The 26,058-nt window shown below is 59.1% G+C and carries 23 protein-coding genes and 1 tRNA gene; 6 read left to right on the forward strand and 18 right to left on the reverse strand.

The annotated features are described in order from the left end of the window. Nucleotides 1-170: 170 nt before the first annotated feature. From FW764_RS00195 to mexE, 4 genes are all read right to left on the reverse strand, one after another. Nucleotides 171-3,665 (reverse strand): hypothetical protein, encoded by a 3,495-nt coding sequence (locus tag FW764_RS00195; RefSeq protein WP_446432190.1) that lies wholly within the window; start codon nucleotides 3,663-3,665, stop codon nucleotides 171-173. Between the two features lie 262 nt (nucleotides 3,666-3,927). Continuing rightward, nucleotides 3,928-5,343: an efflux transporter outer membrane subunit gene (locus FW764_RS00200; RefSeq protein ID WP_446432191.1), complete on the reverse strand. Its 1,416-nt coding sequence runs from the start codon at nucleotides 5,341-5,343 to the stop codon at nucleotides 3,928-3,930. Beyond that, the gene (locus FW764_RS00205) at nucleotides 5,340-8,519 is read right to left on the reverse strand and encodes an efflux RND transporter permease subunit (RefSeq protein WP_446432192.1); all 3,180 of its coding nucleotides are present in this window, start codon (nucleotides 8,517-8,519) and stop codon (nucleotides 5,340-5,342) included. The genes FW764_RS00200 and FW764_RS00205 overlap by 4 nt, the downstream gene beginning before the upstream one ends. Nucleotides 8,520-8,534: 15 nt before the next feature. After that, entirely contained in the window at nucleotides 8,535-9,776 is a 1,242-nt protein-coding gene (gene mexE, locus FW764_RS00210; RefSeq protein ID WP_446432193.1) for a multidrug efflux RND transporter periplasmic adaptor subunit MexE, read from the reverse strand. Between the two features lie 174 nt (nucleotides 9,777-9,950). On the opposite strand from mexE, the gene FW764_RS00215 reads away from it, so the two are divergent. Then, nucleotides 9,951-10,820: a hypothetical protein gene (locus tag FW764_RS00215; RefSeq protein ID WP_446432194.1), complete on the forward strand. Its 870-nt coding sequence runs from the start codon at nucleotides 9,951-9,953 to the stop codon at nucleotides 10,818-10,820. A gap of 359 nt (nucleotides 10,821-11,179) precedes the next feature. Here the strand turns inward: FW764_RS00215 and FW764_RS00220 are convergent, their stop codons facing one another. Then, nucleotides 11,180-12,385, reverse strand: coding sequence for an MFS transporter (locus FW764_RS00220; RefSeq protein ID WP_446432195.1), 1,206 nt, complete (start codon nucleotides 12,383-12,385; stop codon nucleotides 11,180-11,182). A 118-nt stretch (nucleotides 12,386-12,503) separates the two neighbouring features. Here FW764_RS00220 and FW764_RS00225 point away from each other — a divergent pair, with 118 nt between their 5' ends. Then, on the forward strand, nucleotides 12,504-13,415 hold the full coding sequence (locus tag FW764_RS00225) for a LysR substrate-binding domain-containing protein (protein ID WP_446432618.1): 912 nt from the start codon (nucleotides 12,504-12,506) through the stop codon (nucleotides 13,413-13,415). Nucleotides 13,416-13,601: 186 nt separating this feature from the next. On the opposite strand, the gene FW764_RS00230 is transcribed toward FW764_RS00225, so the two are convergent. Beyond that, a tRNA-Leu gene (locus FW764_RS00230) sits at nucleotides 13,602-13,688 on the reverse strand. 199 nt (nucleotides 13,689-13,887) lie between these two features. Here FW764_RS00230 and FW764_RS00235 point away from each other — a divergent pair. After that, nucleotides 13,888-14,118, forward strand: coding sequence for a VOC family protein (locus tag FW764_RS00235; RefSeq protein ID WP_446432196.1), 231 nt, complete (start codon nucleotides 13,888-13,890; stop codon nucleotides 14,116-14,118). On the opposite strand, the gene FW764_RS00240 is transcribed toward FW764_RS00235, so the two are convergent. Further along, a complete protein-coding gene (locus FW764_RS00240) occupies nucleotides 14,096-14,377 on the reverse strand; it encodes a hypothetical protein (RefSeq protein WP_446432197.1) in 282 nt (93 codons plus the stop codon). The two genes, FW764_RS00235 and FW764_RS00240, sit on opposite strands and share 23 nt — an antisense overlap. A gap of 182 nt (nucleotides 14,378-14,559) precedes the next feature. On the opposite strand from FW764_RS00240, the gene FW764_RS00245 reads away from it, so the two are divergent. Then, nucleotides 14,560-15,018, forward strand: coding sequence for a GFA family protein (locus tag FW764_RS00245; protein ID WP_446432198.1), 459 nt, complete (start codon nucleotides 14,560-14,562; stop codon nucleotides 15,016-15,018). Nucleotides 15,019-15,020: 2 nt separating this feature from the next. On the opposite strand, the gene FW764_RS00250 is transcribed toward FW764_RS00245, so the two are convergent. Then, entirely contained in the window at nucleotides 15,021-15,548 is a 528-nt protein-coding gene (locus tag FW764_RS00250; protein WP_446432199.1) for a DinB family protein, read from the reverse strand. 125 nt (nucleotides 15,549-15,673) lie between these two features. On the opposite strand from FW764_RS00250, the gene FW764_RS00255 reads away from it, so the two are divergent. Continuing rightward, entirely contained in the window at nucleotides 15,674-16,372 is a 699-nt protein-coding gene (locus FW764_RS00255) for a tellurite resistance TerB family protein (RefSeq protein ID WP_446432200.1), read from the forward strand. 113 nt (nucleotides 16,373-16,485) lie between these two features. Here the strand turns inward: FW764_RS00255 and FW764_RS00260 are convergent, their stop codons facing one another. The 10 genes from FW764_RS00260 to FW764_RS00305 all read right to left on the reverse strand — a co-directional run bounded on the left by FW764_RS00260 (nucleotide 16,486) and on the right by FW764_RS00305 (nucleotide 25,664). Then, nucleotides 16,486-17,307: a hypothetical protein gene (locus tag FW764_RS00260; protein ID WP_446432201.1), complete on the reverse strand. Its 822-nt coding sequence runs from the start codon at nucleotides 17,305-17,307 to the stop codon at nucleotides 16,486-16,488. 18 nt (nucleotides 17,308-17,325) lie between these two features. Next, the gene (locus FW764_RS00265) at nucleotides 17,326-17,673 is read right to left on the reverse strand and encodes an SLOG family protein (protein ID WP_446432202.1); all 348 of its coding nucleotides are present in this window, start codon (nucleotides 17,671-17,673) and stop codon (nucleotides 17,326-17,328) included. Nucleotides 17,674-17,738: 65 nt separating this feature from the next. Beyond that, nucleotides 17,739-20,453, reverse strand: coding sequence for a magnesium-translocating P-type ATPase (gene mgtA / locus FW764_RS00270; protein ID WP_446432203.1), 2,715 nt, complete (start codon nucleotides 20,451-20,453; stop codon nucleotides 17,739-17,741). A gap of 235 nt (nucleotides 20,454-20,688) precedes the next feature. Beyond that, on the reverse strand, nucleotides 20,689-20,982 hold the full coding sequence (locus FW764_RS00275) for a hypothetical protein (protein WP_446432204.1): 294 nt from the start codon (nucleotides 20,980-20,982) through the stop codon (nucleotides 20,689-20,691). A gap of 317 nt (nucleotides 20,983-21,299) precedes the next feature. After that, nucleotides 21,300-21,911 carry a LysE family transporter gene (locus tag FW764_RS00280; RefSeq protein ID WP_446432205.1) on the reverse strand — a complete coding sequence of 204 codons (612 nt, stop codon included), beginning with the start codon at nucleotides 21,909-21,911 and terminating at the stop codon, nucleotides 21,300-21,302. A gap of 72 nt (nucleotides 21,912-21,983) precedes the next feature. After that, the gene (locus FW764_RS00285; protein WP_446432206.1) at nucleotides 21,984-22,775 is read right to left on the reverse strand and encodes an AraC family transcriptional regulator; all 792 of its coding nucleotides are present in this window, start codon (nucleotides 22,773-22,775) and stop codon (nucleotides 21,984-21,986) included. A gap of 50 nt (nucleotides 22,776-22,825) precedes the next feature. Beyond that, on the reverse strand, nucleotides 22,826-23,512 hold the full coding sequence (arsH, locus tag FW764_RS00290; RefSeq protein ID WP_446432619.1) for an arsenical resistance protein ArsH: 687 nt from the start codon (nucleotides 23,510-23,512) through the stop codon (nucleotides 22,826-22,828). A 9-nt stretch (nucleotides 23,513-23,521) separates the two neighbouring features. Beyond that, nucleotides 23,522-23,992, reverse strand: a complete 471-nt coding sequence (locus FW764_RS00295; RefSeq protein ID WP_446432207.1) for an arsenate reductase ArsC — start codon at nucleotides 23,990-23,992, stop codon at nucleotides 23,522-23,524. Nucleotides 23,993-24,004: 12 nt separating this feature from the next. Further along, entirely contained in the window at nucleotides 24,005-25,288 is a 1,284-nt protein-coding gene (locus tag FW764_RS00300) for an arsenic transporter (RefSeq protein WP_446432208.1), read from the reverse strand. Between the two features lie 19 nt (nucleotides 25,289-25,307). Beyond that, the gene (locus tag FW764_RS00305) at nucleotides 25,308-25,664 is read right to left on the reverse strand and encodes a metalloregulator ArsR/SmtB family transcription factor (protein WP_446432209.1); all 357 of its coding nucleotides are present in this window, start codon (nucleotides 25,662-25,664) and stop codon (nucleotides 25,308-25,310) included. A gap of 176 nt (nucleotides 25,665-25,840) precedes the next feature. Here FW764_RS00305 and FW764_RS00310 point away from each other — a divergent pair, with 176 nt between their 5' ends. After that, nucleotides 25,841-26,056: a hypothetical protein gene (locus FW764_RS00310; RefSeq protein ID WP_017138831.1), complete on the forward strand. Its 216-nt coding sequence runs from the start codon at nucleotides 25,841-25,843 to the stop codon at nucleotides 26,054-26,056. Nucleotides 26,057-26,058 lie beyond the last annotated feature (2 nt).

The raw sequence follows: 26,058 nt of genomic DNA on the forward strand, positions 1-26,058 counted from the left end.
AGGTTCTTTTGCGTTGAGCAGGGACGCTCAGTACCGATCATGGTCTACTCACCGGCCTCTAACTGCGGTCATCGTGAAGCCTTTCGAGTCGGGTTTCGAGGGTGTCAGGGCGCGGGGTGTGGGGGGAGAAGTTTAACGGGGATGAGCATCCCTGCTCGAATGGGGAATGGTTAAGTTAGAGCGTTTATGGTGCTGCCGGGTGACTGCTCGGGTAAGGGTTCTTGGCTAAAACCACGTGCTCCGATCCCGGTGTTGATCAACCCTGTGTTACTCAGCAAATCCGCAGTGTCTTTGGCCGTCCAGGCCTTGAACGAACGCCTGGCCTGGCTCTGGCTGTGTACGCCGGACACCCATTTTCGAATGTCGGCAAGGCCTTTAGCCAAGGTTCCAGATCCGGCATTGCCTAGGCTTCTGACCCCGACTGATGAGAGGCGGTACAACGACTTACTGGTGTCCATGACGGCACCAGGAAGGTTGAACATCGATACAGCTGCCTTACCCAATTGTCCAAGCTTGAACGCTATCGTGGTACCTTTTGCGGCCGCCTTGACAGCGCTACCCACCACGAACAGGGCGCCGAAAATTTCCAGCCCGAGACCGAGCATCCCCATCGCCGCACGTTTCGGATCGCCTGAGGCGATGTCCTCAATATTGGACTTGAAAGGAATGAGCGTGTTGATAATGAATGATTCCGCCGCGTCAAATCGCTGTTGTACGCTCTCATTTTTCGTGGTGCCCTTGGCGCGCGTCAGCATCAAGGGGCGGTTGATGAGCAGTCTATTATTCTTGAAGACCTTAATCAGTTCATTTGTCCTCGTGGACGAATAGGTGTTCGGTACTTGTGCGGATCCGTTTTGATAGTGTTTATCTGCGGGGAAATACCCCTTGATATCAATATCCCCGGCTAATGTCGGATACTGTTTTTTGAGCAGGCTGAAGGTATTTTTGTGTTTCTCGATATCAACTTTTTTTAGGGTATTCATGCCGGCCAGCAATTCCGGGCGCAATCTATAACTGTTTGTCGACGGGAGAAACTCATAACACTGGGCGCCCGAGGCATCACTGGCATATACAATCGGCCCCATTTCTTGTTGGGCCTGCGCTTGGCTGAGGCCGCCGTTCTCGGGCCGTTGAGTCGCTGAGGCACCCAATACGAAGACCTGGCCAAACTCCAGCCGTACCCTGTCCTCGAGCGGCATTTCGCTCATCATCACTCTGGCTGACATCAGCTTAAATTTCTCCAAGTGCTCAGTCCCGGCATTGAACGTGCCATCGAACACCTGGTAGATAGGTTTTAACTTTGATAGCTGCGGCGTTAGCGCCTCAAATTTCATGCGTGCTTGAGGACTGGTAAATTTCCATGCCTTGGTCGATACATTTTCTGCCGTCAATACGCCGCAAATGTACAGGTCGTAGAGGGAGCTAGCTTCAATTAGATGCTCCGCCGTCGAGACGGGGAGACCATCAATAACGGCGGCGTGCGCGCCTGATATAGAGCCGGAAAAAGATAAAAAGGCTTTTCCGATTTTGTATAAAACTGAGTCTGGCTCAGCGTAAATCGTGGCTTTTTTGAAAAAGTCGCTATTACCTGGGCACACCCTCTCGAGCTCCTGCCGGCCTGCTTCAAGACGGGTCATATAAACTGCGCGGGCTTTATCAAGATTACGGCTCATGGCCGTGTGTTCATCGATACGTTGGTTGAAGCTCTTAAGCGCCCGTTTGACGGCTGACGGCGAATAATCATCCTGTGGGCGGACCACCCCCTGCGCAAGGGCCCAATCATAAATGGGCCCAGCGCTCTCAACCGCTTGCAATTGCTGGTGATCATTGGATACAGGGCTCAAGAGCGCGCGTGAACTGATCTGTTCTGTACTCATTTCACGCGAACTGCCTTGAGCGGCCAGTTCCACCATTGCGGTTTGAATTCGCAAGTTCACCAGCGCCGAACACCCGACCCGTTCTTCGCCAGCCCCCTTAACCAGGAACTCGGGAGCGACAGTCGCCAACAAGGCATGCGTGACCAATACAGCCTGGTTCATGGGGATCTGTTTAGTTGCGCCAATGTATTGTTCCAGCTCAGCACGCACCTCGGACAGTGTTTTTCCTGTGTTGGACGCTGAGTACAGGTCGTAGCCAGCAATATGATTACGTTTTAAGCCCAGCTCTGGATCAATGCAGAGCAGATCACGGGTCAGGATCATCTGTTTGCGGTAGCTTGGGGACGCCTCTTCCATTGGCGATGACGGATCGTCTTTTAATGCGCGCAAAATGGGGTCGCACCGCCCCAAGCCTGCGCCTTGAGTCAACGACTGGGTGATGAGTTCGTCGGCGTTCGCACGTATGTGCTCCAGGGTGTTCCCTGACCAGGGTTGCGGCGAACAATCGAGCATCACCAACGTTGGCGCTGCATCCGTGGCAGAAGCAGAACGGCGCACTCTGACGCGCTGTTCGGTGCTTAAGTAGTCGGGTGATTGTGCGAACGTCAGAAAGTCACGGGCGTAGCTGCCCAATGAAGGCCCCGGTGGCACTGGGTTGAGTTTCCAGTTCAACAGGTTCTGCAGCTCGGTGACACTGACTCTGGCGGGCAATGCGTCAATCCCCGCAAAGCGCAGCAGTTGCTCCGCGCTGGCCTTTGCGCCTGAATTAATGATATTTCCGGTACTTTTCGCTTGTTTGATAGCGTTATCCAGAAGGGAGGCCAGTTCTGGCTTGCCTCTAACGTCTACCGTCACGTTGATCCATTGGGCGAATCGACCACGGCTCTTTATAAAGAATTCTCCATCGACCAGCCGAACGGGAGCATTCCAATCTGCTTGGCAGCCTCGCAGGACAGGCAGCATGAGGGGGTGGTCCCTCAGGTTCTTCAACAGTTGGGGCTTGGACTTATTGGCAATCGCGAATGACGACCCCGGCGTAAGGGCCTGAAGCGTCGTGCGTAAATCGATTCGCGCATGGTCAGGCTTATCCTTGATGGCGCTGAGCAGTGTCTTTATCAACGCGGCTTCTTGCTCTGCGTCCATGAACTCGCGTGATGCCAGCTCCAGAACTTCAGGGGAGCGCAAGTAATCATGCGCCACGCTCACGGCGGGGAAACCGCTGGCCCTGAGTTGGTCGGCCTGCGCATGACTGAGAGGCCAAGTTAAGCCGTAGAACGCCATGACGTTCTCCGGCCAGAGCACAGCCCGAGCGCCGCCGACCAGGCCTGACTGCTGCGGGTCAAGTACGGCGGCGCTGGCGATAGCTTGGCGCCCTATCGGCCACCAACCGGAGCCGTCCGATGGGGTAAAGGTCCTCTGGGTGATTTTGCCGTCCATGATCGATTGCGCTGTCAGTGTGGAACCCTGTAGGCGAAGCGAGCGAGGTATGAGGTTTTGCGCCTTCATCCAAGCCTGCATTGCAGGCGCTCCCCACGACTGGTTGAAAAGATCCAGCCACTTGCCAACCGAGGTCTGTTTGGGCAGAGGCCGCCACAAGCCGATATTGTTGTGGACGTCGGCTAAAAACTTGGCCAGTTCATCGTCAGCTTTTTTCTGCACGTCAACCGACCGACCCGACTGAACGGGCACCTGCGCACTGGTTGACTCTTTTCTTTTGATGTGAGCTTGGGGCGCGAAAAACTTCTCACGGTAGTAAGCTTTTCCTGCATCGGCGTTGAATAAACTCACGAAAGCGCTCCAGATTAAAAGGAGCCAACATTCTGAAAGCCCTTTTTACCGCTTAACAGCAGACTCCTCCTAAGCCTTCCAAGCATTCGTGTGTACAAGTTTCCATTCGCCGATCACGCCTTAGCCCCTATCAAGAAAGCGGCAATGCGTCACTCAGAATCAAACGCCGGCGAGTATTGAAAGCGCAAAAAAAGCCCCACGACCGAATGGACCGCAGGGCTAAAAATTGGCTGGATGCGACCAACCAAAGGAGCTCTTTACATCACTTGCTGCTGGCTACGACTGTGTCCGGCTGCCAGCCACCACCGAGGGCTTTGTAGATCGCGACAATGCCGCGATACAAGTCCACCTCGGCCTGAGCCTGTGAGTCTTCAGCCGCCAGACGCTCACGTTGCGCGTCGAGCAATACCAAAAAGTCCACAGTGCCTTCACGATAACGGATCGCCGCAAGATCGGCAGCGGCGCGGCTCGACTCACTCTGACGAATCAGCGAGACCAGGCGCTGCTGACGTTTGCCGTAATCACTGAACGCATTTTCCGATTCCTCCAGTGCCAGCAACACTTGTTGCTCATAAGTTGCCAGCGCGCCATCGGCCTCGGCGTTCGCGCCGCGCAAACGCGCGCGTACGCTGCCCAAGTCAAAGGCGGCCCAGGTAATGCTCGGGCCAAGGGACCAGGCATTCGCTGCGGCCGAACCGATCTGCGAACCGCGCCCAGCGGTAAAACCGAGGAAGCCGCTGAGGCTCACCCGTGGGAACAGGTCGGCCTTGGCCACGCCGATACGCGCGGTGGCGGCGGCCAATTTGCGCTCAGCGCTGAGGATGTCCGGGCGCCGTTGCAGCAGTTGCCCTGGGTCGCCGATCGGCAACGCCTTGGCAATCGCTGGCAGGTCTTTGGGGCTCAGGTCGACGGTCAACTTGTCGGGGCGCTGGCCGAGGAGGGTGGCGATGCGGTTACGCTCGCGCACTTGCTCGGCCTGCAGTTGCGGCACGCTGGCTTCAACGGCGGCCAGACGTGCATCGGCGCGTTCCACATCGAGCTGATCACCGACGCCGGCATCACGCAGGCTCACAGTGATGGCGCGCGATTCCTGCTGGTTCTTCAGGTTGTCCAGGGCGATGCGTTCACGCAGTTGCGCGCCGCGCAGTTGACCGTAGGCGTCCACCAGCTCGGCAATCATGGTGACTTGCAGTTGGTACAGGTCGGCTTCGGCCACTTGTTGGTCAGCGTCGCTGGCTTCCAGGTTGCGGCGGATGCGACCAAACAAATCCACTTCCCAGGCCATGTCCAGGCCCAGGTCGTAACGCTCGCTGTTGACGCGCTTGGTGGTCTGGCCTGGGATCTGGCCTTTGCCCACGTTGCTGCTGGCGCGGCTGGTCACCACCGGCATGATGTCGTTGGCCGCGTCATCGCGAATCGCGCGGGCGGCTCGCAGGCGGGCGAACGCCACACGCAGGTCGCGGTTACCGTTCAACGACTGGGTTACCAGTTGGTCGAGGGTCGGGTCGTCGAACTGCTGCCACCAGATGCCTTCGTACTTGGCATGGTCATAACTTTTGGTGTCGGCGGCGGCCGTGATGTTGGCCGCCTCCAATTGCTCGGTTTTATAGTCCGGGCCTACGGCACAGGCGCTCAGCGCCAGGACCAGCAAGCTCGGCAGAAAGACTTTCACACTCATTGCTGTGTCTCCAGCTTCAAGGCCTTGGCCGCTTTGCGCGCTTCGCTGCGCTCCACATAGCGACGGATCAATACGTAGAACACTGGCGTCAGCAACAGGCCGAAGAAGGTCACCCCGATCATCCCGGAGAACACCGCCACGCCCATGGCATGACGCATCTCGGCACCGGCACCGCTGGACAACACCAGTGGCACCACACCCATGATGAAGGCGAACGAGGTCATCAGGATCGGCCGCAGACGCAGACGGCAGGCTTCCAGTACCGCAGCGAGCGGATCGAGCCCCTCGGCCTGTTTATCCTTGGCGAACTCGACGATCAGAATCGCGTTCTTGCACGCCAGGCCCACCAGTACGATCAAGCCGATTTGCGTGAAGATGTTGTTGTCGCCGCCGGAGATAATCACCCCGGTAATGGCCGACAGCAGCGTCATCGGTACGATCAGGATCACCGCCAGTGGCAGGCTCCAGCTTTCGTATTGGGCCGCGAGTACCAGGAACGCCAGCAGTACGCAGAGCGGGAACACAAACAGCGCGGTGTTGCCCGAGAGGATTTGCTGATACGTCAGGTCGGTCCACTCGTAGGTCATGCCGTTGGGCAGTTCCTCTTTCAACAGCTTTTCAATCGCAGCCTGAGCCTGGCCCGAGCTGTAGCCTGGTGCGGCGTTGCCGTTAATTTCAGCGGTGATAAAGCCGTTGTAGTGCATCACACGGTCCGGCCCCGAGGTGTCGCTGACCTTGATAAAAGTCGCCAGCGGGATCATCTCGCCTTTGTTGTTGCGTACTTTCAGCTGGCCGATCTGGTCTTCATCTTGGCGGAACTGCTGCTCAGCCTGCACGTTGACCTGGTAAGTACGGCCGAAGCGGTTGAAGTCGTTGGCGTATAACGACCCCAGGTAGATCTGCAGGGTGTCGAAGATATCGCTGACCGCCACGCCGTGGGTCTTGGCTTTTTCGCGGTCGATGGCAGCATCGACCTGGGGCACGTTGACCGTGTAGCTGGTGAACAGGCCGAACAGCTCGGGCGTGGTACGGCTCTTGGTGATGACGTTCTGCACTTCTTTGTACAGCTCGTCATACCCCAGGTTGCCGCGGTCTTCGATCTGCAGGCGGAACCCGCCGATCGTCCCCAGGCCCTGTACCGGCGGCGGCGGGAAGATAGCCATGTAAGCTTCTTCGATGCTGGTGTACTTGCCGTTCAGTGCACCGGCAATGGCGCCTGCCGACATGCTCGGGTCTTTGCGCTCGTCGAACGGCTTCAAGGTCACGAACACGATGCCGCTGTTCGGGCTGTTGGTGAAACCGTTGATCGACAGACCCGGGAACGCCACTGCGGCTTCCACACCGGGTTGCTTCAGCGCGATGTCGGACATGCGCTTGATCACCTCTTCAGTGCGGTCCAGGCTCGCAGCGTCCGGCAATTGCGCGAAGGCCACCAGGTATTGCTTGTCCTGGGCCGGTACAAAACCGGTGGGGGTGTGGGCAAACCCCAGCCACGTCAGCACCATCAGGCCGGCGTACAGGACCAGGGCGATACCACTGCCGCGAATCACCCGGCGCACGGTGCCGACATACCCGTGGCTGGCTTTCTCAAAGAAGCGGTTAAACGGACGGAACAACCAGCCACCCAACAGCTTGTCAAGCACCTTGGAGAAGCGATCCTTCGGCGCGTCATGGCTGCGCAGCAACACGGCGGCCAGGGCAGGGGACAAGGTCAGCGAGTTGAAGGCCGAGATCACCGTGGAAATCGCAATGGTCAAGGCGAACTGCTTATAGAACTGCCCCGTCAAGCCACTGATAAAGGCCGCCGGAATGAACACCGCACACAGTACCAACGCGGTGGCGATGATCGGGCCGGTCACTTCGCTCATGGCTTTTTCAGTGGCCGGGAACGGTTTCAATCCCAATTCAATGTTTCGCTCGACGTTCTCCACCACCACGATGGCGTCGTCCACCACGATACCGATGGCCAGTACCAAACCGAACAACGACAGCGCGTTAAGTGAGAAGCCGAACAGGTGCATCACCGCAAACGTACCGATCAACGATACCGGCACCGCTACCAACGGAATGATCGAGGCGCGCCAGGTTTGCAGGAACAGGATCACCACCAGCACTACGAGGATCAGTGCTTCGAACAGGGTGTGAACCACCGCTTCGATGGAGCCACGTACGAAGATGGTGGGGTCATAGACGATGCTGTAGTCCATGCCTTGTGGGAAGCTCTTTTTCAGCTCTTCCATCTTGCCGCGCACTTCGTTGGAAATCTCGATTGCGTTGGAGCCCGGGCGCTGGAAGATCGGAATCGCCACCGCTGGCTGGTTGTTGAGCAACGAGCGCAGCGCATATTGGCTGGAACCCAGCTCAACCCGTGCGATGTCTTTCAGGCGCGTGATTTCACCGTTATCGCCTGCGCGAATGATGATGTTCTCGAACTCTTCTTCAGTGACCAGGCGGCCCTGAGTGTTGACCGACAGTTGGAAACTGGTGGCATTCGGTGAAGGTTGAGCTCCCAGCGCACCGGCGGCCACTTGGCGGTTTTGCTCGCGGATCGCACTCACAACATCAGTGGCGGTCAGGTTGCGCGAAGCGGTCTTGTTCGGGTCCAGCCACACGCGCAAGGAGTAGTCGCCCATGCCGAACAGCTGCACGTCACCCACGCCGCCCAGGCGGGCCAACTCATCCTTCACATTGAGCAAGGCGTAGTTGGACAGGTAGAGCATGTCGTAACGCTGATCCGGGGAGGTCAAGTGCACCACCATGGTCAGGTCAGGGGAGGCCTTGTCCACGGTGATACCGATGCGGGTCACTTCCTCAGGCAGTTTTGGCTGGGTGCGCGTCACACGGTTTTGTACTTGCACCTGCGCGTTGTCCAGGTCAGTGCCCAGGGCGAAGGTGATGGTCAGGGTCAGCTTGCCGTCGGCGGTCGACTGCGAGGACATGTACAGCATGTTCTCGACGCCAGTGATAGCTTGCTCCAGGGGAGCGGCCACGGTTTCACCGATGACTTTAGGGTTGGCGCCGGGGAAGTTGGCGCGTACCACGACCGTTGGCGGCACCACTTCCGGGTATTCGCTGATCGGCAGTTGGAACAGCGAAATTGCACCGGCGATCAGGATCAACAGCGACAACACCGCTGCGAAGATCGGCCGCGAAATGAAGAACTTGGAAAAATTCATCTTGAGTTGTATCCCTTAACCGCGTGGAGTCGCGACGCTGGCAACTTTTGGCGCGGCTTTGTCCGGCGCCACTTGCTCCAGGTTGCTGGCTTCAAGCGCTTGTCGTTGTTGTGCCAAGGCGGCGAGGGTTTCTTTGCTGGCCATCGGGATCGTTTCCGGAGCAACCGGCGACCCTGGGCGAATCCGCTGCAGGCCCTTCACGACGATGGTGTCGTCCTTGTTCAAGCCACTGCGCACGATGCGCAAGCCTTCGATCTTCGGCCCCAGTTCTACCGAGCGATACGCTGGCTTGTCGCCGTCCATCACCAACACGAACTTCTTGCCAAGGTCAGTGCCGACGGCTTCATCGTTGATCAGCACGGCGGAGTAGGTGCCGCTGCCGACCAGCTTCAAGCGCGCATACAGGCCTGGGGTGTATTCGCCCTTGCTGTTATCGAACACGGCGCGACCACGGATGGTGCCGGTGGCCGGGTTAACCTGGTTGTCGACGAAGTTCATCTGCCCCAGGTGCGGGTTGCCGGTTTCGTTGGACAGGCCCAGGTACACAGGCGTTGTTGCACCACGACGGCCTTCTCGCGCCAGTTGGGTGTACTTGAGGTACACGCGCTCATCAGCGTCGAAGTAGGCGTAGACCTTGTCGGTGGAGACCACGCTGGTCAGTGCGGTGACATCGGCGGTGACCAGGTTGCCGGCGGTGATTTCGGCACGGCTGACACGGCCGCTGATCGGCGAGGTCACGCGGGTGAAGCTCAGGTTCAACTTGGCCAGGTCCAACTGCGCCTGGATACCGGCCACTGCGGCGCGGGCTTCCTGGGCGGCGGTGGTGCGCGAGTCGGCCAGTTCGGCGGAGATCGCATTGCTCTGGCGCAGGCGGTCGCCACGTTGCGCTTCATTATTACTGCGGGTGGCGGCGGCCTTGGTTTGGGCAAGCTGGGCTTCGAGGCGGCGCACTTCAGCCTGGAACGGACGCGGGTCGATCTGGAACAACACATCGCCTTTCTTCACCAAGGCGCCTTCGGTGAAGGCCACCTGGTCGATCTGCCCGGACACGCGCGGACGAATCTGCACGGTTTCCGGGGCTTCCAGGCGACCGGTGAATTCATCCCACTCGTTGACCGGTTGTTCAAGCACCTTGGCCACGCTGATTTTCGCAGGGGGCATGGCGGCCGCTTGTTCCGGGCTCTTGCCGCACGCGCTCATCACCACTACGGCCAAGATCGCCAAGGGGAAGCGCAAATGTTTGAGTGACTGTTCCATGAGGTGCATCCGCCAATGTATTTGAGATGGGCGGATCATGCGCGGCGAGGTGCTATGTCACGAATCGAATGAAACAAAGGTAACTATCATTCGGAATGATATAAGCGCGGGATTAGCCCTCTAGAATGCCGGTTTCGTTAGGGGGCTATCAATAGGAGTGATTACAAAAGACTGTTGCGCGGCAACACGACCATCATCAACCTTAATCGCCAACTGCCTGCGGACCTGGCTCAACAGCAAGTCAACCCCGTGAACCTGCGTGGATTCAGCTTGCCTAGCGGCCAAAACGGTCTTTTCCGCCTGAGCGAGGACGGCGCCAGCGCCCAGCCTGCGGGTCAAGGGCATTCCCATTCGCAAAGCTGGACGATGGGCGGGGCGGACATCGACCTGGCGCAACGTCAACAGGCGTTGCCGGAAAACCTGGGCCGCACCCTTCAGGTGGAAGGGGCGGCCCAGGTTGCTGCGAACACCCACCAGGTCGTGGTCGCCGCCCGTGAAGCCAACGGCATCAACGTCCAGGCACGCACCGTCGATGCATCCGGTGTCGGTAATGCAGACGCCGGCATTGTGCTGCCGGGCCGCACCGACAGCACACGGGTCGATGGAATCACTGCTGGACACTCAACGGGGGCGCCAGCCGTTACCGGTGGCGGTCTGTACCCAGCGGACAGAGACCCGCGCAACCTCGTGACAGCGCCGGGGAGTTTGCCATCCCTGAACGTGCCAGGCGTCTCCAGCGCTGATCGCGACACCCGCGTAGGCGCGAACCAGGCCGGTGGTTTGAACCTGCCAGGCCTTACACCGCTGGCCACAACCGGACCGGTTTCTTCGGCAAACGGCCCAACCCTCAACCGTGTGCAAGGCTTGCCGGGTAGCAAGGCGGTGTCGCAGCCGCACAAATACCTGATCGAAACCAACCCGGTACTCACTGACCTCAAGCAATTCATGAGTTCGGACTACCTGCTCGCAGGCCTGGGGTACAACCCTGATGAAAGCGCCAAGCGCTTGATGGCAACGTCGAACGCTTTTTCGCGATGGTCATAGGGCAGTTGTGGTTTGTACAAGGTATGTACTGCTATATGAGTGGTAGAACAATCAGTATTGCCCCAGCGAGCGTGGGCAGAAATGCCAGCCCGCTATCGAGAGCGGCAGTCGCAACGGTGGCGCTATGTTGCTACCTGGTTATCTTGTTTTTGCCCTTTAACTATGGGTAGGGCAAGTGTCAGAGCGCAGCGCACACTCAACGCGAGCATGGAAAGCCGCGGTGGGGATATAAGGTCGTCGTAGCCAAAGTAGTCGCCGGCCATTTGCGGGTCGGCGGCGAAGGCCAAGCGCTTGCCTTCTTGGTTGACGTCGTCGCGACCCAGCCGATCATAGGGCCTACCGAAGCGCTCAATGTCTGCTCACTTCACCTCGTGAGCCGTTGCCTTGCCGGCAAGGGCAACCCCCAGCCAGTACAGCGCCCCACCCGCCATGACAAACAGCATCAGCATGTAGAAGATGGTGTGGGCTGGCTGCGTCGCCAGTACGATGCCACACAGTACCGGCCCTAGCGCGCCGCCGACATTGCTGAGGTTCTGCGCCGCGTAATACATGCCGCGCAGATGACTTGGCGCAATGTTGTCGATGAACATGTACTCGGCAGGGAACACGATGATCTCGCCCAAGGTGAAGATGGCCATGGATATCACCCACACTATAAGCGTGGTGGACAGCGCAAATCCGCCCAACCCCAGGATAAACAGAGCGAGTCCACCGGCGAGCCATAGGTTCAGGAACTGATGGGAAATCCGTTTGCCGATGCTGTATTGCAGGCTGATCACCATCAGGGCGTTAGTCGCAACGACCGTACTGATAATCCGGTAAGTCGCTTGGGCCGTGGTGGTCACCACCAGGTACTGCGAAAGGTAAGCCGTGAATTGGCCGAACACCACGGCACTCAACACTCCGCCGAGGGTAAAGCACACCAGGCGGTAATCACGCAGCAGCAGTTTGCCGACGGCCAGGAAGGGCGTGGGTGGGAGGTTTTTTTCGACACTCACCAAGCCTCTGTCGCCCCATACGAAGTAGACAAAAAAGAACCCGGCGCCCAGCCCGGCCGAGAGCAAAAATGGCAGGCTGATGTCCAGGCCGGCCAAGCCCGCGCCAAGAAACGGCCCGACGGCATAACCGATATTGGTCAGCGTGTATTTGATCGAAAATACTTCGCTGCGCTGATCGACGGGGAGCAGGCTACCGAACCCGGCCTTCACTGCGATATCAATGACGGCATACGCCAGGTTGATTGACACCAGGCAGAGGTAGAACAGCCAAAGTTCGGAGGCGCGATACGCACCAACAAAGCTCAAGGTGAATACGGCGCAAAAGGTCAGGATCAGCCGGTAACTGGACATATTGTCGACCAGGAAGCCGCCATACAGGCTTAACAGCGAGCCGATGATCAGCGTACTGCCGATCACCAAGCCGATATCGGCGATGCTCAAGCCAAAGTTGCTCGACAAGTAAATCACCAGATAAGGCAGCGTGATCGCGCGGGCAAGGGTTAGTACCAGTGACGCAGACAGCAGCAGGTTAAGGGGTGCGGAGTAGTTTTTTAGCGTGGCGAGCATTCGAGCCTCAGCGTCCATTTATAAGGTTCACGCGACACAGCTTACTGGTGACGCAGATTCTGATTTAGGATGCTTACTATCGAATGAAAGGAACTGGGTTCATGAATAAGGGATGTCGATGTTTTCCTCTGAGCGCTTGAAGGGTATCGATGTGTTTGTCTGCGTCGCGGAGTGCGGCAGCTTCGCGGCGGCCGCCGAGAAAATGAACCTGACGGCCTCGGCCATCAGTAAAAGCATCGCAAGGCTGGAAAAGCGTTTGGGCGCCAGGCTTTTTCAACGTACGACGCGTACATTGGCGCTGACCGATGCGGGCACGGTGTTCCTGCGCACGTGTGCCGCAGTGTTGGTCGACCTGGAAGAAGCCGAGCGCTCACTGCAAGCCGAAAGTACCGAGCCGCGCGGGCGAGTGCGCATCGACCTGCCAGGCTCATTCGGGCGCACACAGGTACTGCCGAGCCTTTTGCCATGGATGAAGGCGCACCCGTTGTTGGTGCCGCACATCACCTTCTCTGATGGCTTGATCGACCCCTTTCAGGCCGGCGTCGACATCGTGGTCCGTATCGGCAATGCGGATGAGTGGCCGCCGACGATAGCGCGCAGGGTGCTCACGCGTGAGAGGCATATCTTTTGTGCATCCCCGGCGTATCTCGCTCGCCACGGCACGCCATTGTCGGAATGCGACCTTGAGCAGCATCAGGGCATTGCCTACGGCTGGGTTGATGGGCGTATCAACCCTTGGCGCTATACCGGCGAGCAGGGCGTAACGCTGCACAGGCAATTCGCGCCGCAACTGGTCGTCGGTAATGGGGACGCGCTGGTGATGGCCGCCTTGGCCGGCTACGGTATTGTCCAGTTGCCATCCTGGCTGATCGAACAACAACTGCAAGCAGGGACACTGGTGGAGGTGCTGTCGCACCTGGCGATCGAGGGGTTTGAGATCAACTTGGGCTGGGTCAGAAGCCGTCAAACCCAGCCTAAGGTTCGGATGGTACTTGAAGTGTTGGCGGCGGGGTTGGGTGCGCTGAAATGATCAGAGAACCACGCTGCCTTTATTCCAAGCATCGTTCTCATGGTTATCGGGGGGCGCCAGAACATCAACCCGTCATTCAGTCGGCAGGACGCCGGGGGATGGATAGTTGCGGAACAGCTAGTAAAATCGCGGAATAAAAAAGATAAGGGCCTGCATCAGGTTTCCCCGGCAAGCCCTTGATATCTATGGTGCCCGAACCCGGAATCGAACCGGGACGCCCTTACGAGCGGGGGATTTTAAGTCCCATGCGTCTACCAGTTTCGCCATTCGGGCGGTAGCGCGTTGCAACAGGGTTGGGAATATATAGAGCCACGCGCTTGGATGCAAGGTCAAAAGCTGTGTTTATCGCACTCACGCGGTGCTGAAAAAGCTTGTAGGATCAGTGATCTACATGGGGAACCTGGTGCTCAGAAGAGGTCTTGGACGCCTTGCGAAACGCTCCTGTCAAAAACTGACGCTGGCCTGAATCAGAATGCGGTCACACCACGGGGTGGCGGTTGCCGCGAGCAATCGGTCGGCGATCCTGGCGTTGCAGGGGGAGGATGTCGAGGCAGTTTTGCTGCGGGTCAGCAGCGCGCAAGTTGTTGTGCCCGTGACGAAGATGCCGTGGGGTAATACATGCGCGCTGCTCCAGGATCCCGACGGGAACCTGGTAAATATCTTTTCAAAACCAAGCCAGGTCAGACAAATGGCTGCCCGCTGAAACCCCGTGGCAGACGCTGCAACCCGGGAAGGTCGGTGAGGCGCTTTGTCCACGCACTGCGCCAGTCGCTGGCGGTGTGGGTCTTGGCTTTGCGCGCGGAGCGGCGAGCGGCATTGCGCTGGGTACGGCGCGCTTCTTTGTAGGCTTCGGTATTGCGGCAGGTACGACATTTGACTCGGTTCAGCTCGGTGCTGGAAGGGAGGTTGGTGCCGTGATGGCCGCAGGCCAAATGCCCGGCGACCTTGAAGTGAGTGACCATGTAAGCGTCTCCTTCTTATGGGGGTACGCGCCTGCGAAAGCAGTGGTTGCGCGCGAGCGGGGCGGGGTAAATAACCCCCACGCCTTACGTTTTCGACCCCAGGCACAGCGCAGCGTTCGGTTTTGTTACGCAGCCTGATCACGTTACCCTGTGAGGCCAAAAATCATAAAAAGGAATAAATGATGAGCGTCGAAAACCTCCCTTTGGAAGGCAGTTGCCGCTGTAATCGGGTGCGTTTCAGCATCAGTCTTCCACCGGTGATCACCATGGCGTGCCATTGCCGCGGCTGCCAGAAAATGACCGCCAGCGCGTTCTCCCTCAGCGCGCTGATTCCCGCCAGCGGCTTTACCGTGACCCAAGGTTGCCCGGTCATCGGCGGCTTGCACGGTGTGGATCGCCACTATTGCTGCCCGCACTGCATGAGCTGGCTGTTCACACGCCCCCATGGCATCGACGAATTCGTCAACGTGCGCGCAACCTTGTTGGATAACGCCCATGGCTACGTGCCGTTCATGGAAACCTGGACCAGCGAAAAGCTGCCTTGGGCCAACACACCGGCCGTCGAAAGCTTCGCACAATTACCGGAGCCGCACGACTTCCCGCGCTTGATGCAGGCCTACGCTGCGTTCAGCGCGCGCTGAGTTTAGTCAATCAGCGCTAGCAGGTCGGTATCGCCGACATCCACTCCGGCCTGGGTTAGCAGTGTGGTTACCTGGCCCCGGTGATGGGTCTGGTGGTTGAAAAAATGCACCAGCAAGCCGAAAAACGGCTTGTTGTTCGCCACGCCACGCATGTTGTGATAGCTCAGTTGCTGATCCAGGTCAGGCTCGCTCAGGCTGCGGGCCCACTCAATGATGAGTTGATCCAGCCAGGCGCGATGGGCCGCCAGCGCGCGGATATCGGCGTAGGCCAGTTGCTTGAGGTCGTCAGGTGTAGCGATAGCACTGAGTGGTGCCAGCGCCGAGAAGCCTGTCGGGTGCTGGGCAAAGCGTTTGAGCCAGACGGTATCGCCAAGCGTCAGGTGGTTCAGCGTGCCGAGAATCGAGCCGAAGAAGGCCTGTCGATCCGCCGCTAACGCTGCGTCCGTCAGCTTGGCGGCGGCTTCATAGACCTTGCGGTTCATCCACTGGTTGTAGTCGGCCATCAGCGCAATCTGTTCAATGCGGTTCACGTGCTTTCTCTCTAAACGGCGCGGTGAGGCCATCATAAAGCGTACCCGCCCAGCGGTCATGGTGTTCCAGCGGCGGCGGGCTATGGTTGTTTAACGTCAATACTACGCCTTGGGAGGGTGACACCATGAACACCAACGATCTACTCGAACAACTGTTGCGTGCCGGGCAGCAAGGCGCAGCCGGCTCGGGCGGTGGCGGTGGCCTGGGCGGGCTGCTCGGCGGTTTATTGAAAGGCACCGGCATCGGCAATGCCTCGGCAGGTGGCGGCCTGGGTGGGTTATTGGGTGGCCTCGGCGGTTTGTTGGGCGGCGCACCCGCCAGCGGTCCAACGCAGGCGCGCTCTGGCGGGATGAACTACGCGGCGTTGGCCTCGTTGGGGATGGCGGCATTTCAGGCGTATCAGGCCTGGCAGCGCCAGCAGTCGACGGCGCCGCAGCAGGCTATCCAAACGGTTGACCAGCTTGACGGCGCTGAAGCTGAAGCGCATAGCCATGCATTGTTGCGCGCGCTGATCGCAGCGGCCAAGGCGGATGGCGAGGTTGATGAGCAGGAGCAAAGGATGATGTCTGCCGAGATCGGCCGTCACACCGATGATCCGCAGTTGCAGCAGTGGTTCGATGCCGAAGTCGCCAAGCCCCTGGATGCAGCGGATTTTGCCCAGTATGCGAATGACCCTGCAGTGGCTTCGGAGATCTACCTGGCCAGTGTGATGCTGGTAAACGACCAACAGGATGCGGAGCGCAATTACCTGGATGAGCTGGCAGGGCAGTTGAACATCGATCCGCAGTTGCAAGTGCACCTGGAGCAGCAGGCTAGAGTTTAGAGGTGTGTTGGGTGGGTGGGTTGCTTAGGTGGGTGTATATCCGTTGCTGCAGCAGCAGATATACACACAAATGCACCCCAACCCCCCAGCACTCTCAACCCAACACCTGTTCCTCAGAACCGCACAGTAGCACCGGTACTCAACCACTGGTTGCGTTCACCGCTCAAACTTTGCCCGATCACCACATCCACATCGACAAGCTTCCCGACATGAAAGCGCGGTCCAGCCTGCCACGCCTGGTCACCCCCTTCCTGACCGTAACGCTCACCCATCAGCGTCAGCGCGTCGGCAAGCTGATATTCAAAGCCGGTGCCCCACGTCAGGCGATGATTTTGCTCACCGCCATTATAGGCATGTGTCCAGCCGCCATTGAGGTTCAGGCGCAGGGCCTCCACCGGTTGCCAGGTAAGCGGCACATTCAAATCCGCGCCGTCGAACGCATGCTGGCGGTCCAGCGCAAAATGCGACGTTGCCGAAACCGCCATTTGCAGCCCCAAGTCCTCCCGCGACCACACTTGGGCTTTCACTTGTGGGCTGACCTGCGTTTCGGCGTCACCCGCATTACTGGCGCGCGACAGTGCGGCGCTCCATTGCACGGAAGGCAGTGCGCTGAAGGTGCAGGCCGGGTTCAAGGTTTGGTTATGGACGTTGCCTTGGTGGCGATTAGCGCTGTACCAGGCATCGACATTGCACTCGCCCGGAGCGTTCACCGCCCCGTCGTCAACCACATAAGCACCACCGGCCGCGTGGGCCTTGGAAAGCAGCGCGATGAGCAAAATCAGGCCCAAGGTTACGCCGATAAACGTCAGATTTCGTTGCAGTGCACGCCGCTTGGCTGGCGGCAACAGCAATAAGGTGTGGCGGGCGCCGCGATTGTGGCGCACGCGGTATTTAGCAAACCCGTCGTTGCGAAGAGGCGTGTGTTTTTTGTGCATGATGCACCTCGCTTGAATTCAGCTTTCTACGGTCAGCACCGAAATGCCGCTGGCTTTGGCCTGGCAGACCAGCTCCGAGGTGTCGTCACCACCTGGCAGGGCGATGACGACGTCGGGGCGGCTGTCGGCCAGCATGAAATGGTTGCGCTGTCGTTCCGCTTGCTTGCCGTGGCGTTGCCAGTTGGGCGGGTAGCGCACCACGTCGATGCCGATTTCCCGCGCCCACTCCTCGAAGTCACTGCCCAGGAACTGGTTGCCGCCGTGAATCAATACCTGCACTGGGCGCAGGCGGTGGTAAGCGTCCAGCACTTGGCGGGACTTTTTGGTGTCGGCGTAATGACGACCTGCACAGATCAAGACGCGCATGTTCGCAATCCTTGTGTTGCACGGTGGCGGCCGGGCGACCGCCACCGTTTAAACGGCGGGGGTGATCAGTACCACTGCTTGAAGCGGCGGATGTAGATCGTTTTCATCAGTTGCGCCACGCAGCAGTAGGCGAGCAGGGTGCCGACCAACCATGGGAAGTACGCCAGCGGCAGTGGCTCCAGGCCGACCAGGGTGCCCAGCGGCGAGAACGGCACGTAGATCCCCAGCCCGATGACGATGGCGGTCATCATCAACACCGGCCAGGCGGCCGTGCTCTGGAAGAACGGGATCTTGCGGGTACGCAACATGTGCACCACTAAGGTTTGCGACAGCAGCCCTTCGATAAACCAGCCGGACTGGAACAGGGTCTGCATTTCCACGCTGTTGGCGCTGAACACGTACCACATCAGCGCGAAGGTGGTGATGTCGAAGATTGACGAGGTCGGCCCGATCCAGATCATGAAGCGGCCAATGTTTTTCGCATCCCACTTGCGCGGTTTGGCCAGGTATTCCTTGTCCATCTTGTCCCACGGTAAGGCCAGCTGGGAGATGTCGTACATCAAGTTTTGCAACAGCAGGTGGATTGCCAGCATCGGCATGAACGGAATGAACGCACTGGCTACCAGCACCGAGAACACGTTGCCGAAGTTGGAGCTGGCAGTCATGTTCAGGTACTTCATGATATTGCCGAAGGTTTCGCGGCCCTTGAGCACGCCTTCTTCCAGCACCATCAGGCTCTTTTCCAGCAGAATGATGTCGGCCGATTCCTTGGCGATGTCCGTGCCGCTGTCTACTGAGATACCCACGTCGGCGTCGCGCAGCGCCGGTGCATCGTTGATGCCATCACCGAGGAAGCCGACCGTGTGGCCGTTGGCTTGCAGTGCCTTGAGCACCCGCGATTTCTGCAGCGGCGTGAGCTTGGCGAACACCGTGCGTTCTTCCACGCGGCGCATCAGGGTGGCGTCGTCCATTGCTTCGATTTCAAAGCCCAGCAGCGGCAGGCCTGGCTCAAGGCCAACCTGGCGGCAGATCTTGCTGGTGACCACGGCGTTGTCGCCGGTCAACACTTTGACCGCCACGCCGATTTGTTGCAGCGCCGCAATCGCTGGGCCTGCAGTTTCCTTCGGTGGATCCAGGAAGGTCAGGAAGCCTTGGATGACCAAGTTGCGCTCATCGGCGGTGGTGTATTGCTGGCGCGCCAGCGATTTAGGGATGTTACGGGTGGCGACCACCAGTACACGGAAACCGTCCTCGTTGTAGTCATTGGCCAGTGCCAGCAATTCGTCACGGCGACGATCATCCAGCGGCACCGCCGCGCCATCCTCCATCACGTGCGTGGAAATGCTCAGCATCTCTTCCACCGCGCCCTTGCACACCAGCAACTGGTCGCCAGCGCTATCCTTGACCACGATCGACAGGCGACGGCGCACGAAGTCGAACGGCAATTCATCGACCTTGCTGTAGGCAAATGGCAACTGGAACTTAGGGTTGTGTTCCGAGAACTGCACCACGGCCTGGTCCATCAGGTTCTTCATGCCGCTCTGGTGGTAGCTGTTCAGCCAGGCCAGGGACAGCACCGCATCATCACGTTGGCCGAAGGCGTTGACGTGGTGTTCGAGGATGATCTTGTCCTGGGTCAGGGTGCCGGTCTTGTCGGTGCAGAGCACATCCATTGAGCCGAAGTTCTGAATCGCATTGAGGCGTTTGACCACCACTTTGCGCTTAGCCATGGCGGTGGCGCCTTTGGCCAGGTTGGCGCTGACGATCATCGGCAGCATTTCCGGGGTCAGGCCCACGGCCACTGCCAGGGCAAACAGCAATGCATCGCCCCAGTCGCCTTTGGAGAAGCCATTGAGCAGGAATACGATCGGCACCATCACCAGCATGAAGCGAATCAACAGCCAACTGACGCTGTTGACCCCACGGTCGAACGCGGTTTGCACCCGCGAGCCGACAATTGCCTTGGCCAGCGAGCCAAAGTAAGTGCGCGGCCCGGTAGCGACCACCACGGCTTTGGCCCGCCCGCTGACCACGTTGGTGCCCATGAAGCAGATGTTCGGCAGGTCCAGCAGGTTGCTTTGGTCGGCCGCCAGCGAAGAGGCGGATTTGTGCGTGACGTCACCGAGCGTGTCGTATTTCTCGACCGGCAAGGCTTCACCGGTCAGCACGGCCTGGCTGATAAACAGGTCACGGGATTCGATCAGGCGGATGTCGGCGGGGATCATGTCGCCAGCCGACAATTGCACGATGTCGCCGGCGACGAGGTCGCGCATCGGCACTTCGCGCAGCGTCGGCTGGGCGCCGACTTGCTCGCGGCGCAGCACCGTGGCCGTGGTGCGTACCATGGCTTTCAGCGCTTCGGCGGATTTGGCCGAGCGGTGTTCCTGCCAGAAGCGCAGCAGGCTACTCAGGAGCACCATGGTCATGATGATGATGACTTTGGTCAGGTCGACTTCTTCACCGGCCTGCAAGGGCAGCCAGTAGTCGGTGACAAAGCTGATACCAGCCAAAGTCAGCAGCACATAGATGAAGGGATTGTTCAGTGCCTGCAGGAATTGGACGATGGCGTGAGGTGGCTTGTCATGGGCCACTTCGTTGTAGCCTTCGCGTTGCAGACGCGCCGAGGCGTCCAGTTCGGTCAAACCATCCTGGGTGGCTCGCACGTTGGCGAGGGTGGCCTGCAGGCCGTTCTGGGCTTCGCGGGCGGCACGCATCGACAGTTTGGTGTCGGTTGCGGTGCCATTTTTCTTGTGCAGAGGCGTGTTTTTTACGGCGCTCATTGTCTGTACTCCTGTCGCCAATTCTCGACAAAACATACCCGGTACTTACCTGAATACAGGCGAGCGAAAGCATGCCGAGCCGCGGACTTCGCGATCGGTTTAAATAAGGTATTCACATAACTTCTACAGCGCCCGCCAGACGCACGTTAGTTAACTAACGCGCAGCGGGCTACTACTGGACGTGTTCATAAAGAACTCCAGAACATCAATTTGGAAGTTGCTGTTTCCAGCCGGATTAAGCGGCGCGAGTGCTCAGGTAAAGTCCGAGCAACAGGCTCGCTTGAGCCAGCATGGAAACCTTGGGTCTCTGCGGGTCTTGAGGGTCGGCGTGGTCCCAGTGCTGCAGCAGTTGGCCGCTGGCAGGGCAGATACGCCAGTGCGCCAGCGGGGGCGCCGGACGCACTTGGGGGGAAGGCACAGCAAAGGCGGAACGCGCAGGCGAAAAGCCTACAGGCTCACGGTACAGCTTGGCGCGCAGGGCTGCGGCTAGCGTACGTACATCTGGCAAAACTAAGCGTTGGAAGGTCATAACACACCTCGGGACCGGACGGGCGACCGGTGAGGCAGTTACGGTGGAGCATCAAGCTCTAGCGCAGCTTACCGGACCTGGAAGGCGAGTCCTGTCATATTCTGTTTTTGGCGCCCGACGCCCGCGTCAGCGGTGTTCGGACAGCGACTAGATACTGTGTCCATTGGCTTCTTTTGTGAGGTTTAAAAAAGGCCCCAGTTGTGGGCAGGGGCAATCTACTCAGACGGTTACAAAATGTCAACGCATGATTAATTAAATTAACCCGCGTTCAGAGTTCATTCAGATAAGTCGCTCGGAAAGTTACCGGATATATAACGTCATACACCCTGTGCCGCCAGAACTGCCAGAGACATCAATACCAAACCACACACGCCATAACTGATGCGCTGCCACAGCGGCGAGGCGTTCTTGCGTATCAGATTGACAAGTGCGGCAATCAGAAAACATGACAGCACCGACGCCAGCATAAAGCCGGCAAAAAACATCAGGGTTTGCGCATGGCTGGGCGTGGCCCCGACGATGCCCGACAACGCGCTGCCCAATGCGCCCCAGTAAACGATGTTCTTCGGGTTGGCCAGGGAAATCGCCGCGCCCACCGCCAGCGCGTTTTGCCCGGAGCGGGCCGGCGCGGTGGCCGCTACGGGCAAGTGCCAGGCGTCGATCAGGCTGCGCACACCCAGCCAGGCCAGGTAGAGCGCGCACATGATGGTCAGCGGTACACGCACTGCGTCGTGTTGAATCAGCAGGGCGATGCCGGTGAGGCCGATCACCGCCCACACGGCGTCGCCCACCAGTGAGCCGATCTGCACCAGCAAGGCTGGGATAAAGCCGTGCAGCAAGCCTCGGCGCAACGTCTCGGCCAGCACTGCGCCAGGCGAGAGGCAAAACACGAAACCGAATACCAGCGCGTAAAAAAAGATCGTCAACATGCCCGCGTTCCTTCAAGAGAGGCGGGCAGTGTGCGGGCGTGTGGAATAGGTGTCTTGAACCAGATTGCGCTTTCAGCGCTTCAATAGGCTTTGATAGTGGCCTGGCGTGATGCCGTAGGCGGCGCGAAAGTGTCGGTTGAGGTGGCTCTGGTCGGCAAAGCCCAGGTTATGGGCGACGGCGCTGGCCGACGTGCCGTTGCGCAACAGGCCCTTGGCACGGCACGTGCGCAATTGCATGGCCCACTGCCTGGGGCTCAACCCGGTTTCTTTCTGAAAGGCGCGCAGCAGGTGATATTTAGACAGGCCCAGCTCATCACCCAACTGTTCCAGGGGCAGCGACAGGTGCAACTGCGAGGCGAGCAATTCCTGTGCGCGGTTGATCAGGCTTTTACCGGTGTTCGGGCTGCCTGCCAGGCGCACACCGCTGACGCCGACCACGTCACCCAACAGCAAAACCAAGGTTTCCTCATTGAGTTCGCAGACCCAGGCATCGTCGCTCAAGGCACCTTTCACCGCCGCCGCCAGGCGCCGCGCCAGGTCCGGTTGAAAGCACAGCGATCGTTCAAATTCAAAATGCGCCAGCCCCAGGTCCATCGCCAGTTGATCCGCCGTGGCGTACAGGCTGACAAAGTGCCAAGGCGCGCCGTCAGCCGCGCCACCCCCCTGAATCTGCCCGGGGTTGTACAGGGTAATGCTGCCGGGCCCAGCCTCAAACTCGCGGCGGTCGAGCCAGACCTTTTCCTCACCGACCAGGTTCACGCCGATCACGCATTCATCGTGGCTGTGGCGGGCAAAGGTGAGGCCGGTGCAGTGCGTGCTGCTGACTTCGTAGTTGCCCAGCCAGGCGTGTTGCAGGGTGCTCATCGCTATAACTCGGTTAGAGGACGGGTATGAGCATACGTCGACAGGGCGGCTCAGATCGACGGTTGATTGACGCGCTGCGACAGCTCAGCAGCGCTTTCCTTACGCTCCGAGTAGCGGTCAACCAGCTCCGGGTGATTGCGCAGCAACAGGGTGAACTTCATCAGTTCTTCCATTACATCGACGACACGATCATAGAGTGCCGACGGCTTCATGCGGTCCTGGTCATCAAATTCCATGAAGGCCTTGGGCACCGAGGACTGGTTAGGGATGGTGAACATGCGCATCCACCGGCCAAGCACACGCAGTTGGTTGACGGTGTTGAACGATTGGGACCCCCCGGACACTTGCATCACCGCCAAGGTCTTGCCCTGGGTGGGCCGGACGGCGCCTAGAGCCAGCGGCACCCAATCGAGCTGCGCCTTGAACACCGCCGACATCGAGCCGTGACGTTCCGGCGAACACCAGACCTGGCCTTCGGACCATTGCATCAGGTCCAACAGCTCCTGAACCTTGGGGTGATCGGTGGGCGCATCATCAGGCAGCGGCAGGCCCGACGGGTTGAAAATCCGTGTGTCGGCACCGAAGTGACGCAACAGGCGTGCGGCTTCTTCTACCAGCAAGCGGCTGAATGAGCGCGGTCGCGTAGAGCCATAGAGCAGCAGGATGCGCGGCGGATGCGTCAGTTCGGTAGGCGGCGTGGTCAGGGTGGTGTCGAGATTGGGCAGGGTGGTCATCAGGGACTCCGGCTACAAACGCGCAATGCGGTCGAGTTCAGTTTTCAGTTCATCCGGGCTCAGGCGGGCAAAAGGCAGGGCGAAAAACGCGCGGCAGCGGTTGGCGATGATGCCCAGTGTGAGGTTAAACGCAGCGTCGACTTGGGTCTCATCAGCGTGCAGTTCCGACGGATCTTCCAACCCCCAGTGCGCCTTCAGCGCCGGCCCGAAATACACCGGGCACGCTTCACCGGCGGCCTTGTCGCACACGGTGATGACTACATCCGGCGGGCTGCCTTCGAAGGCATCATTGCCCTTGCTGTACAAGCCGTCGGTGCTGATGCCCGCCGCCTGCAGCGTGCTCAGACTGCGCGGCAGTACTTGGCCTCGAGGAAAGCTGCCGGAGCTGATCGCCTCAAAGCCTTGCGGCGCCAGGTGGTTGAACACCGCTTCGGACAAGATGCTGCGGCAACTGTTGGCGGTACACATAAACAGGACTTTCATGGCGAGTTTCCTTTAGAGGCTCAGGCGCAAGGCCAGCGCCGCGAGGGTGATCAACAGCACCGGCAAGGTCAGCACAATCCCGACTCTGAAGTAGTAACCCCAGGTGATGGTGATACCTTTGCGTGCGAGAATGTGCAGCCATAACAAGGTGGCCAGGCTGCCGATAGGCGTGATTTTTGGCCCCAGGTCACTGCCGATCACGTTGGCGTAAATCATCGCGTCCTTGACCACGCCCACGGCATGGCTGGACTCGATGGACAGTGCGCCGATCAGCACCGTCGGCAAGTTGTTCATCGCTGACGACAGCAGTGCTGTCAGCACGCCGGTGCCCATCGCCGCGCCCCACACGCCATAGGTGGCGAAGCTGTCGAGCCAGGTTGCCAGGTAGGTGGTCAAGCCTGCGTTACGCAGGCCGTAGACCACCAGGTACATGCCCAAGGAAAAGATCACGATTTGCCACGGGGCTTCCTTCAGCACCTTGCGCGTGGAGATTCTGTGGCCCTTGGCGGCGATCACCAGCAGCAACACGGCGCACACCGCAGAAATCGCACTGATGGGAATGCCCAGCGGCTCCAGGGCGAAACAACCGACCAGCAAAATACCCAGTACCCACCAACCGGCACGAAAGGTCGCACGGTCGTGGATGGCGCTGGTCGGTTCTTCCAAATCGGCCGGGTCGTAGGTCTGGGGAATGTCGCGGCGGAAAAACCACAGCAGTACCGCCAAGGTGGCAACCACGCTGACAACGTTCACCGGCACCATGACCGCGGCGTATTCGTTGAAGCCGATCTTGAAGTAATCCGCCGAGACGATGTTCACCAGGTTCGACACCACCAGCGGCAGGCTCGCCGTATCTGCGATAAACCCCGCGCCCATCACGAATGCCAACGTAGCAGTTGGGGAAAAACGCAGGGCCAGCAGCATCGACATGACGATCGGTGTGAGGATCAACGCTGCACCGTCGTTGGCGAACAATGCCGAGACCAGGGCACCCAGCAGCACCATATAGGCGAACAAGCGACGGCCTCGCCCACGACCCCAGCGCGCTACATGCAGCGCGGCCCAGGCGAAGAACCCGGCTTCGTCGAGCAACAGGCTGATGATGATCAGCGCAACAAAGGTACCGGTGGCGTTCCAGATGATGTGCCAGACCGCTGGAATGTCAGCCAGGCTGATGACACCGCAGGCCAGCGCCAGGATCGCGCCCAGCGTTGCGCTCCAGCCGACGCCCAAGCCTTTTGGCTGCCAGACGACCAGGATGATGGTGAAGATAAAAATCGCAATGGCGACAAGCATGAATAGAAGCTCCAATGGCTTAGCAGCAGGTGCTGGCCCGTTGTGGTCTGTCGCCCATTGCATCAAGACGCAGCGCGTCGCTCTGCAACCATGGCAGGTTGGCTTGCAAGGTGGTCTCCAGCACCTGAGTCACCCAGGCGGGCAGTGCCGGATTGATGCGGTAATAGATCCATTGACCCTGACGGCGATCGAGCAATAGCCCGCCACTGCGCAATTGCGCCAAATGGCGGGAGATTTTTGGCTGGCTTTCGTCCAAAGCATGGATCAGTTCGCACACGCAAAGTTCGCCCTCACGCAGGATCAATAATGTCAGTCGCGTGCGGGTGGCATCCGCCAGGCATTTGAATAGGGTGGGTGGGGAGAAGAGGTCCGACATGATCCAGGTCCATACATACGTATATCCGAATATACGGATAATCGAATATGTAGGTCAAATCCTGAATTCGTTTGATGTGGATCAAATGCCGCCCAATCAGCCACAAGTGACTGAAATTAAAATGAAACACGAATGTCCTAAAGTGCCTGCCCATAGCTGATGAAGGAAGAGCCCGCGTGACCCGTGCCACTCGCAACCTGCGCAAGACCCTCGATTCCGTCGCGGACAATAATGAAACCGCGGCGTTTGACCTGATGCGCGCCGTCGAAAAACTCGGCGATGAAGTGCTGCGCCAACGTCTGCTCAACACCATTCACCGGCTCAACCAGGATGCACATGAGTTGCGCGAAGCGCGTGACTCGGTGGAGCAGGTCTCAGTTAAGCTCGCCTGAGC

The organism is Pseudomonas sp. 1152_12, assembly GCF_052850675.1.